Source organism: Vibrio mediterranei, from assembly GCF_900088415.1.
Lineage (GTDB): Bacteria > Pseudomonadota > Gammaproteobacteria > Enterobacterales > Vibrionaceae > Vibrio > Vibrio mediterranei.
In genome coordinates, this window is the sequence record NZ_FLLQ01000009.1 from 189519 (window position 1) to 199671 (window position 10153).

The window sequence follows — 10153 nt, forward strand, 5'->3', positions numbered from 1 at the left end:
CGGGGTTCGGGATTATATGTGTGGCATATTCGACCATCGTCAGCAATAGGTCAAATTTTGAAGGAGTAATCCTCGTTTTAGTCGCGTTTTCTTTGCTTTAGCCCACACTTAGTTGAGTATATAATGTCTGGTCATAATGTGTTATCGAGTAGAGTCATGGCGGATATCCGAAATCAAAAAGTAAAAGATGCTCAAGTGGAATCAGTGAAGGTCCCTCCTCATTCATTGGAAGCGGAGCAGTCTGTACTGGGTGGTCTGTTGTTAGACAATCAACGATGGGATACCGTTGCCGAGAAGGTGATCAGCAGTGATTTCTATAGTCGTCCTCACCGTCTAATCTTTGAAGGCATTCAAGCTCTGTTAGAAGAGAGCAAGCCGCTTGACTTGATTACCTTATCTGAATTCCTTGAACTGCGAGAGCAGTTGGACGATGTTGGTGGATTTGCCTACCTTGCCGATCTAGCGAAAAACACCCCAAGTGCAGCAAACATCAATGCTTATGCGGATATTGTTGCTGAGCGTGCTCTGGTACGAAATCTAATTGGTGTGGCCAACGAGATCGCTGATGCGGGTTACGACCCACAAGGTCGCTCGTCTGAAGATCTGCTTGATATGGCTGAGAGTAAGGTTTTTAAAATCGCGGAAGAAAGAACCAGCGAGAATGAAGGCCCTCAAAATGTCGATAACATACTTGAAAAAACACTAGAACGAATCGAAATCCTGTATAAAACGCCACAAGATGGTGTGACAGGGGTGACTACGGGCTTCAATGACTTAAATAAGAAAACGGCTGGCCTTCAAGGTTCGGATCTTATCATTGTCGCAGCACGTCCATCGATGGGTAAGACGACATTTGCGATGAACTTATGTGAAAATGCGGCGATGTCGGATGATAAGCCAGTACTTATCTTCTCCTTGGAGATGCCTGCCGAACAGATCATGATGCGTATGTTGGCGTCGCTGTCTCGTGTTGACCAAACTAAGATCCGTACTGGTCAATTAGATGATGAGGATTGGGCGAAGATTTCAACGACCATGGGTATGCTCATGGAGAAAAAGAACATGTACATTGATGACAGTTCTGGTTTGACCCCAACCGAGGTGCGTTCTCGTGCTCGACGCATTGCTCGCGAACACGGTGGCCTTAGCCTTATCATGGTGGACTACCTTCAGTTGATGCGTGTACCGTCACTCTCTGATAACCGTACCCTTGAGATCGCTGAGATTTCACGCTCACTTAAAGCATTGGCGAAGGAGTTGAATGTTCCTGTTGTTGCCTTGTCGCAGCTTAACCGTTCCTTGGAGCAGCGTGCCGATAAACGTCCAGTTAACTCAGACCTTCGTGAATCGGGCTCTATTGAGCAGGATGCCGACTTAATCATGTTCATTTATCGTGATGAGGTTTATCACCCTGACAGTGCATTAAAAGGGATTGCAGAAATCATTATCGGTAAGCAGCGTAACGGTCCTATCGGTTCGGTTCGCTTAACCTTCCAAGGTCAATATTCTCGCTTTGATAACTACGCAGGTCCTGCGTTTGACGAAGAGTAGTAGGGCAGACGTATGAGTTATATGAAAGCAGCGACAGCGCACATTAATTTGGATGCGCTGGCGCACAATCTAGCATGCATTAAACAGAAAGCGCCGAATAGCAAAGTCATGGCGGTAGTCAAAGCTAATGGTTATGGTCATGGTTTGAGACACATTGCTAAAAATGCCACGGGTGCGGATGCATTTGGGGTAGCTCGCATCGAAGAGGCGCTGCAGCTAAGAGCAAGCGGTGTGGTGAAACCCATATTACTGCTTGAGGGTTTCTACTCACCCAATGATCTCCCGGTGTTGGTGACCAATAATATTCAAACGGTGGTGCATTGTTATGAACAGCTCGATGCACTAGAGCAGGCAGAGCTAGAAACTCCGGTCGTTGTTTGGCTTAAAGTGGATAGCGGCATGCACCGTCTAGGCGTTCGTGAAGAACAATACCAAGAGTTCGTCGAGCGTTTACATCGCTGTGATAACGTGGCTAAACCGCTACGTTATATGAGCCATTTCGGTTGTGCCGATGAGCTTGATAACACCATGACTCAACAGCAAATAGAGCTGTTTCTGTCACTAACAGAAGGCTGCAATGGGGAGCGCTCTATGGCAGCCTCAGCTGGCCTACTTGAGTGGCAGCAAAGTCGATTAGACTGGGTGCGTCCAGGTATCATTATGTATGGAGTATCCCCTTTTGGAGATAAGACAGCAGCCGATATGGGCTTTAAGCCTGTCATGACTCTAAAGTCTCACTTGATTGCTGTACGCGATGTAAAGAAAGGCGAAAGTGTGGGTTACGGGGCGACTTGGACCAGCCATAGAGACACTAAAGTAGGGGTGATTGCGATTGGTTATGGTGATGGTTACCCTCGTACAGCACCAAATGGCACACCGGTACTGGTGAATGGTCGTAAAGTACCAATCGCTGGTCGAGTATCGATGGATATGCTTACTGTTGACCTAGGTCCAGATGCCTTAGATCAAGTGGGCGATGAAGCCATCTTATGGGGGGAAGCGCTCCCATCTGAAGAAGTCGCCGAGCACATTGGTACTATTGCTTATGAGCTGGTGACTAAGCTCACTTCCCGCGTTGAAATGAGTTATAGCAGTACGAAGTGACGTCGGTCTCTATTCGATACCGAACTTCAATACCGAGCCCAAGCATTGGACCGAACCCTAGTACTGTCATCCCTGCGCAGGCAGGGACCTACCCTCAGCTGTCTTCAAACCAACCTTGTCTGCCTCGTCACAACAGGCAGACTAGGAGTTAGCCATCCAAGGCATCGCAAGGGTTCTAACCTCAAATCTGCCCTTGCAACGTGGCAATAATTCGTCGCTCCCCACCAAAATCTCGATGTTCACCTAAGTAAATGCCCTGCCATGTACCCAAAGCTAATTGTCCTTGGCTAATTGGAATGGTCACGCTCGCTCCAAGAAGAGAACTCTTAATATGAGCAGGCATGTCGTCACTGCCTTCGTACGTATGTTTGTAATAAGGTGCATTCTCTGGGACATAGCGATTGAAGTGACTTTCCATATCACTACGTACCGTCGGATCGGCATTTTCATTTAAGGTTAGACTGGCTGAGGTATGTTGGATGAAGAGATGTAGTAAACCTACAGAGTAGTCTTGTAACTGTGGCAGTTGTTGTTCAATTTCATCAGTAATCAGATGAAAACCGCGAGCCTTAGCGCTGAGGTACAATGTCTTTTGTTGCCACATAATCACTCCTATGTATTATAGTGCTGCTTAATGGTAGGGTGTTTACCTATTTTGTTTATATTGTGAACCGTTACGTGACCTAACTCAAGGTGAGTGCAATGGCTCTGGTTCATAATTACGCCTGAAAAATTATTACGAAAACAAAGTCTACACTTTGTAAACCACAGACAAGTTTGTAACGTCTAGTGAACCTAAAAAGGCACTGGGCTGTATTTAGAATATACTGTTAATTATTCGCTAAACTGGGGGTTCCTTTTCCTTGGGGGGATTGGGAATAAAACCGACTAAAAATTGGGATAGAGACCATGTTGAAAAACATCAATCCAACGCAAACTGAAGCTTGGAAAGCACTGACTGCGCATTTCGAATCTGCGCAAGATATGGACTTAGCAGAGTTATTTGCACAAGACGCTGACCGCTTTGGCAAATTCTCTACGCGCTTCGGCTCTGACATTCTTGTTGATTACTCTAAGAACCTAATCAACGATGAAACAATGAAGAACCTATTTGCTCTAGCGAACGAGACTGAGCTTAAAGGCGCAATCAAAGCCATGTTTGCTGGTGACACAATCAACCAAACAGAAGGTCGTTCTGTTCTTCACGTTGCACTACGTAACCGTAGCAACACACCAATCATGGTTAACGGCGAAGACGTTATGCCAGCGGTAAACGCGGTATTAGAGAAGATGAAAGGTTTCTCTGAGCGCATTATTTCTGGTGATTGGAAAGGTTACACAGGTAAAGCGATCACTGACGTAGTAAACATCGGTATCGGTGGTTCTGACCTTGGTCCTTACATGGTGACTGAAGCGCTAGCGCCTTACACGAACCATCTGAACATGCACTTTGTGTCAAACGTAGATGGTACACATATCGCTGAAACTCTTAAGAAAGTAAATCCAGAAACAACGCTATTCTTGGTTGCTTCTAAGACATTTACTACTCAAGAAACGATGACTAACGCGCACTCTGCTCGCGATTGGTTCCTAGCTTCGGCTCAAGATGACGCTCACGTGGCTAAGCACTTTGCTGCGCTATCGACTAACGCAACTGCAGTTTCTGAGTTTGGTATCGATACTGACAACATGTTCGAATTCTGGGATTGGGTCGGCGGTCGTTACTCACTTTGGTCTGCAATCGGTCTATCTATCGTTCTAGCTGTAGGCTTCGATAACTTCGTTGAGCTTCTTGCTGGTGCTCATGAGATGGATAAGCACTTTGCTGAAACTGATCTAGAAAGCAACATTCCAGTACTACTTGCACTTATCGGTATTTGGTACAACAACTTTCACGGTGCTGAATCTGAAGCGATTCTGCCTTACGACCAATACATGCACCGCTTTGCTGCATACTTCCAGCAAGGCAACATGGAGTCTAACGGTAAGTTCACTGACCGCAATGGTGAAGCCGTTGATTACCAAACTGGTCCTATTATTTGGGGTGAGCCAGGCACAAATGGCCAACACGCGTTCTATCAGCTAATTCACCAAGGTACTAAGCTGATCCCATGTGATTTCATCGCGCCTGCTATCTCTCACAACCAAGTGAGTGATCATCACCAGAAGCTAATGTCTAACTTCTTTGCTCAAACTGAAGCACTTGCATTCGGTAAGTCTAAAGAGACGGTTGAAGCTGAGTTTGCAAAAGCAGGTAAGACAGCGGAAGAAGTCAAAGATCTTGTACCATTTAAGATTTTTGAAGGTAACCGTCCAACGAACTCAATCCTAGTGAAGCAGATCACACCTCGTACTCTAGGTAACCTAATCGCGATGTACGAGCACAAGATCTTCACTCAAGGTATTATTTGGAACATCTTCAGCTTTGACCAATGGGGTGTAGAGCTTGGTAAGCAACTGGCTAACCAAATCCTACCTGAACTAGCTGACGACAGTGAAGTAACTTCTCACGACAGTTCGACTAATGGTCTAATCAACGCGTTTAAAGCATACAAAGCTTAACTTTTGTCTGCTAAGCCGTTTGTAATAAAAAAGGTGCCGAAAGGCACCTTTTTTATATTTATCGTTGTTTATTTTGCTTTAGGTAAAACAACTACCTTGGTCTTCGCCCAAATATCATGAAACCCTCGCTTTTGAGGGTCGATAGGAACCGACAAGTTTGCTAAACCAAACGCGGATGTAGCGATACGGATTAGCGCTTGAGTCACGGTAATGCGTCCACCATCTAAGTTTTGAAGCTCAATCTTCCAAGCTCTCATTCCCAATGTTTGTCCGGCGCGAGTCCAGAAGAACACAAGGAAGTAAATCCACGCAAACGCTAGGTAAGCGGTGTAAACAGGGCTCCAAAAGGGATGGCTGCCGAGAAAATCACTGGCATCGGCATACGGTGCATAGCTCATTAGCCCTGCCGCGACCAACGCTTCCATGATTGCCACAATAACGCCACCGGCCATCATCACAACCGCAAGTATAATTAAGCTGTCATAAAACAGCGCCCCAAGTCGTCTGAAAAAGCCCGCTGGTGGAAGAGATTGAGTTTCCATTGAATACATCATTTAATAACCAAAACTGGCCACAGGATAGCGATTCTATCGACGTGAAGAAAGCCTCTTTGCCCGAATAGCATCACATTGTGGCGAAAATATCAGCAAACAATAGAATATTCAGCGTTTTGTTGTTGCACGCAACGAGAGCTTACGTATAATGCCAAACATCAAAGGACATCAGTCCAAGATGCCGGTGTGGTGAAATTGGTATACACGACGGATTCAAAATCCGTTGCCTTCGGGCGTGGCGGTTCAAGTCCGCCCACCGGTACCATATTAGAAAGGTCGCTTATTTAAGCGGCCTTTCGTCGTTTTGCGAGATGTAAACCTTGAGATACGCCCAACACGTTGTAGCAAGCTGACTCATATCCAGCAGCCCATTCTTTTCGAACTCTTACCAACTACTGACGATAGATCTCGTTTATAAGCGTTGATACTGTTCCAATCTCAAAGGTCACTTTTTCTCTGTTTGTTTATGACCAGTCGAAGCGCTAGAATCTAGGTAACAGATAGGAGAATTACTGTGAGTGCAAAATTTACCCATATTGCTTGGCAACAAACTGACATCACAGCTAGTGAGAAGTTAGTACTATTAAAGTTAGCGGATATTTCCGGCAATGATGGGAATGTGGCTTTTGCACTGTCAGATGTTGCTAAAGAGTGCTTACTTGGAGAGTTTGGGCTAGCAGATGTGCTTACTGCGCTTGCTAATAAGGGGTTGTTGACCAAAGGTCAGGTTGAACCTACCCCCCAAGGGCAAAGGCATCACTTTACTTTGGCAAGTTCTGAACCAAATCGATTGCCAGTGATTGAAACCTCAAGTGCCGCTCCAGTTGTCCGTCAGCCATCTCGCGTTACGACGATGCAAGAATCGAGTGCTCCAGGTTGGGCAGTACCCTCCTTTGATCTCTATAAAGTACCGCCGAATAGCAGAGACAGCGTATGGCAAAACTTTGTACGTGAACATGGGACGAACACCACGAATATCACTCGTTTGGCGCGTCAGCTAGAAGATTGGCTAGAATACTCGAAACGCTCGGGAAGTTTACAAGCGGTGATTGGCGAGCAGCAACCCAATTATCGTAAGGATAAAAGTAGTGGGTTTTCTTCTAGTAAGAAAGAGTCGCAGCCTGCCACCAACAGCCAATATTTATCAACTCATGATCTCAATGAGTTTGAAATACCAGACTGGGCGTCGCAGACGATCGCTTTTTCTCGACTTGAGATTGATCCTAACTTGTTCTGGGAAAAGTTTGTGGTTTACTACAAAACCCGAGCAAATGAGTACACCAATGTCACTCAAATGCTTAATAAACTTCGATTGTGGATTGTTAACGAGAAACAAGCGGAAGATCGACGTAAGCAAGCAGAAGAAAGACGTCGCCAATCTTACCAAACATCAAATAAGTCTGGTGATGTGAGTCCTTCAGAAGAGTTTCGTGAGTACTTACGAGGACAAGGTAAGAATCCGAATTTTTAAGACTCGCAGCGTGCACACTTTACATAGGTAATAGACATGAGTAACAGCAATAAGCCAAAAAACGTTGATTTTGGCACAATGGAAAAGAAACTCAGAGAAATGGGGGTCAATGGTAGCCTTGAGCACTTAAAGGCTTCTAATGCTGTTACTCCAAAAGTTGATAAGGGTCGCCGTGAGCCGCAGTCGACTCAAGTCTCAACGACAACTTCGCCATCGTCTCAGGCTTTAAGCATCAACGAGGTCGAACAAGAACGTCAACCTAGTGACTGGTGTAACTATATATTCGGTACATTACTGAGTATTTATGAGTCGACGTGGATTAAGTCTTACGGGCGACGCCCAACAGGACGTTTTCTCGATTTTGCAGATAGCTTAACGGAAGCGGAGTTAATGCGTGTCATGCAGCATTGCCGAGAGAGACTTCAAGCTGGCGAAAAATGGCCACCCATTATGGGTGAATTGACATTGCTCAAGACTCAGCTTACAGAATCAGAGTCTTTGGAAGCTTTGAATCGTGTTGTTAATAAAGAGCCCAATAATCAACTGGAAAAGTGGATTATGCAAAACAAAGGCTATGAGCTTCGTCGATTGCCACAATCTCTGATTGTCCGTCGCTTTAAAGAGTTTTATCGTGAGGCGATGAGCTTGCAAGAGAAGGGCAAGTTAGTGACAGAAGTGCCAAAAGGCCTTGCTCAGCACTCTGTGAAAAACCTCGTTGATCTCAAGCGAGAAGAGTTTGAGCAGCAACATGGTAAATCGCTAGATCCTAGAATTGCGGCTATTCTTAGTAATCGCGAAAAAGAGCAAGAGTAGCGTCCCCTCAATAGAAAAGGCGCTAGTTTACAAATTTATTATTTGGTCACACTTTAATAATAATTAGATGAATTAGCGCACGAAGTTCTTTAAACTCGCTGAGTGTTTTACAGTCAGTTGCAGTTGGATTGTGGCAAGTATCAAGATTTCAGTGGACCGAATTCAGCCTGGGCTTCATGTCCGGCTTCCCCTCAAATGGAATGACCACCCGTTTCTATTTAATGTTTTTAAGATTAAATCAGAAGAGCAGGTACACATTATTAAGCAGTTAGGGGTGAAGTACGTCCACGTTAACCCTGATTTAAGTGATGTTTTACCGCTCCCTATTCAACAAGCCTCTCAAAAACCTAATGCTTATGTTCAAGCAAGCTCGGATCTACTCTGGGAAGAAAAGCAAAGGCGTATAGAACAACTAAGCGCATATCGAAGAAGAGTTTCTCGTTGCGAAAAAGAGTTTGATCGCTCTTTGGCTCGAATTAGAAATGTCATGGCCAAACTCAGAAGTCGGCCAGAACAAGCGACGAAAGAAGCACGTTTGTTAGTAGATGATATTGTCGATACTCTCTTATCTGAAGATGAAGTGACCTTGCACTTAATGGGCAGTAAAAGTGAATTTGAAGACATCTACTTTCACAGTTTAAATGTTTCGGTGCTGTCTATGATGATTGCTAAAGCAAGGGGATTAGAGGCCGAGGAGATCAAACTAGTAGCGCTTTCTGCACTATTTCATGATATTGGTAAAGTGAAGATTCCACCGGCAATTTTGAGAAAAACTACGCCGCTCACGGAGCCAGAAGCTAACTACCTAAAACTTCACACCAAGTATGGTAGCAACATCGCTGGTATGATGGATACACTGCCTCAAGAAGTCATTACCGTCATCGAACAACATCACGAGTTGTTGGATGGCAGTGGCTATCCGTTGGGTCTCAAAGGCGATGAAATTGATGCGTTCGCACAAATAATTTCTGTTGCCAATGCGTTTGATAACCTATGTCATCACCAAATACCGAGTGAGAAAAAGATTCCTTTTACCGCCTTGTCTTATCTATATAAGCATACAAAGGCGTTGTATAACCAAGAAAACCTAAACATTCTTATTAAATATATGGGGGTGTATCCTCCTGGTACGGTAGTCAAACTCTCTAATGAGATGGTCGGTCTCGTCGTTTCTATTAATAGTGGTAATTTACTGTGCCCGAATGTACTCATCTACGATCCTACCGTACCTAAACTGCAAGCTCCCATCATTCCACTTGAAGAGAAGGAGCTGAAAGTGGAGTCAGTGATTCACCCTGATAGGCTGCCAGAAGAGATTCGGGAATACTTAAACCCACGAGCTCGAATTTCTTACTACTTTGAAGACAATAACGCTCATTAGTTACTATAGAATTCGTACGTGTAACAGACATCTGAGGCTTTACCAAGATGCAATATGGGGTAAGTTAAAGGATTAATGAGTGAAAAACGTTCTGTTTTAGCCATTATTGGTCAATAAAGTTACAAATGACCTATTTTTAAAGATTTTCTTTAAAAAACGCTTGCCAATGTGATCCGGATCTCTATAATGCGTCCTCACTGACACGGCAGAGCCCACAAGGGTTCAAGGCAAGAGTCAGTAAGGCATTCAGCCGACAAGATGGTCTTCTAGTTAGATTTGAAAAAATCAAAAATAATTAGAAAAAAGTGTTTGACACTGAGAATCATCTCGCTAGAATAGCCGCCTCTTCAAACGGAAAGCGAAACGCAGAGTTCTGAAGAGAATGTTCTTTAACAATATAAACCTATCAATCTGTGTGGGCACTCGTTGATGATAATCAAATTAGATACTTTGGTATCAAATTAGGTTTTCAATGAACTGAGTGACCAATCAAGTCAAAAGACTTGGCACAGTCAATTCATTATCGTTCTGTTGGAACGATAATAGCTTTAGATTACTAAGGTAGTTTAAAGTCAGTATTCATTGAGCCGACAAAATCTTAAATTGAAGAGTTTGATCATGGCTCAGATTGAACGCTGGCGGCAGGCCTAACACATGCAAGTCGAGCGGAAACGAGTTAACTGACCCTTCGGGTGACGTTAACGGCGTCGAGCGGCG

Annotated in this window: 8 protein-coding genes, 1 tRNA gene and 1 rRNA gene; 8 read left to right on the plus strand and 2 right to left on the minus strand. The window is 44.5% G+C overall.

The genetic code is table 11. The features are described 5' to 3' along the window. The first annotated feature begins 156 nt into the window (after positions 1-156). Together VME0621_RS21835 and alr are read left to right on the plus strand one after the other, a co-directional pair. Complete coding sequence (locus VME0621_RS21835; protein WP_006075652.1) at positions 157-1551, plus strand: replicative DNA helicase; 1395 nt, start codon at positions 157-159, stop codon at positions 1549-1551. Between the two features lie 12 nt (positions 1552-1563). Next, the gene (gene alr, locus VME0621_RS21840) at positions 1564-2655 is read left to right on the plus strand and encodes an alanine racemase (RefSeq protein WP_081875910.1); all 1092 of its coding nucleotides are present in this window, start codon (positions 1564-1566) and stop codon (positions 2653-2655) included. Between the two features lie 181 nt (positions 2656-2836). On the opposite strand, the gene VME0621_RS21845 is transcribed toward alr, so the two are convergent. Beyond that, positions 2837-3259, minus strand: a complete 423-nt coding sequence (locus VME0621_RS21845) for a secondary thiamine-phosphate synthase enzyme YjbQ (protein ID WP_038230922.1) — start codon at positions 3257-3259, stop codon at positions 2837-2839. A 305-nt stretch (positions 3260-3564) separates the two neighbouring features. On the opposite strand from VME0621_RS21845, the gene pgi reads away from it, so the two are divergent. After that, positions 3565-5217 (plus strand): glucose-6-phosphate isomerase, encoded by a 1653-nt coding sequence (gene pgi, locus VME0621_RS21850; protein ID WP_062463009.1) that lies wholly within the window; start codon positions 3565-3567, stop codon positions 5215-5217. Between the two features lie 68 nt (positions 5218-5285). Here pgi and VME0621_RS21855 read toward each other — a convergent pair whose 3' ends face one another. Then, the gene (locus VME0621_RS21855) at positions 5286-5759 is read right to left on the minus strand and encodes an RDD family protein (protein WP_062463006.1); all 474 of its coding nucleotides are present in this window, start codon (positions 5757-5759) and stop codon (positions 5286-5288) included. Positions 5760-5951: 192 nt separating this feature from the next. Between VME0621_RS21855 and VME0621_RS21860 the strand changes: the two genes are divergently transcribed. The 5 genes from VME0621_RS21860 to VME0621_RS21880 all read left to right on the plus strand — a co-directional run. Then, positions 5952-6036: transfer RNA gene (locus VME0621_RS21860), tRNA-Leu, on the plus strand. Between the two features lie 249 nt (positions 6037-6285). Beyond that, entirely contained in the window at positions 6286-7242 is a 957-nt protein-coding gene (locus VME0621_RS21865) for a hypothetical protein (protein ID WP_062463003.1), read from the plus strand. A gap of 36 nt (positions 7243-7278) precedes the next feature. Beyond that, positions 7279-8055, plus strand: coding sequence for a hypothetical protein (locus tag VME0621_RS21870; protein ID WP_062463000.1), 777 nt, complete (start codon positions 7279-7281; stop codon positions 8053-8055). Positions 8056-8185: 130 nt separating this feature from the next. Further along, positions 8186-9436, plus strand: coding sequence for a cyclic di-GMP phosphodiesterase (locus tag VME0621_RS21875; RefSeq protein ID WP_038230913.1), 1251 nt, complete (start codon positions 8186-8188; stop codon positions 9434-9436). A 600-nt stretch (positions 9437-10036) separates the two neighbouring features. Next, positions 10037-10153, plus strand: a 16S ribosomal RNA gene (locus tag VME0621_RS21880); the annotation flags it as partial.

Excerpts from the sequence above, each read along its gene's own strand:
- VME0621_RS21870 (WP_062463000.1), top strand. The coding sequence starts at position 7,279 with ATGAGTAACAGCAATAAGCCAAAAAACGTTGATTTTGGCACAATGGAA.
- alr (WP_081875910.1), top strand. The coding sequence starts at position 1,564 with ATGAGTTATATGAAAGCAGCGACAGCGCACATTAATTTGGATGCGCTG.
- VME0621_RS21835 (WP_006075652.1), top strand. The coding sequence starts at position 157 with ATGGCGGATATCCGAAATCAAAAAGTAAAAGATGCTCAAGTGGAATCA.
- VME0621_RS21855 (WP_062463006.1), bottom strand. The coding sequence starts at position 5,759 with ATGGAAACTCAATCTCTTCCACCAGCGGGCTTTTTCAGACGACTTGGG.
- VME0621_RS21845 (WP_038230922.1), bottom strand. The coding sequence starts at position 3,259 with ATGTGGCAACAAAAGACATTGTACCTCAGCGCTAAGGCTCGCGGTTTT.
- pgi (WP_062463009.1), top strand. The coding sequence starts at position 3,565 with ATGTTGAAAAACATCAATCCAACGCAAACTGAAGCTTGGAAAGCACTG.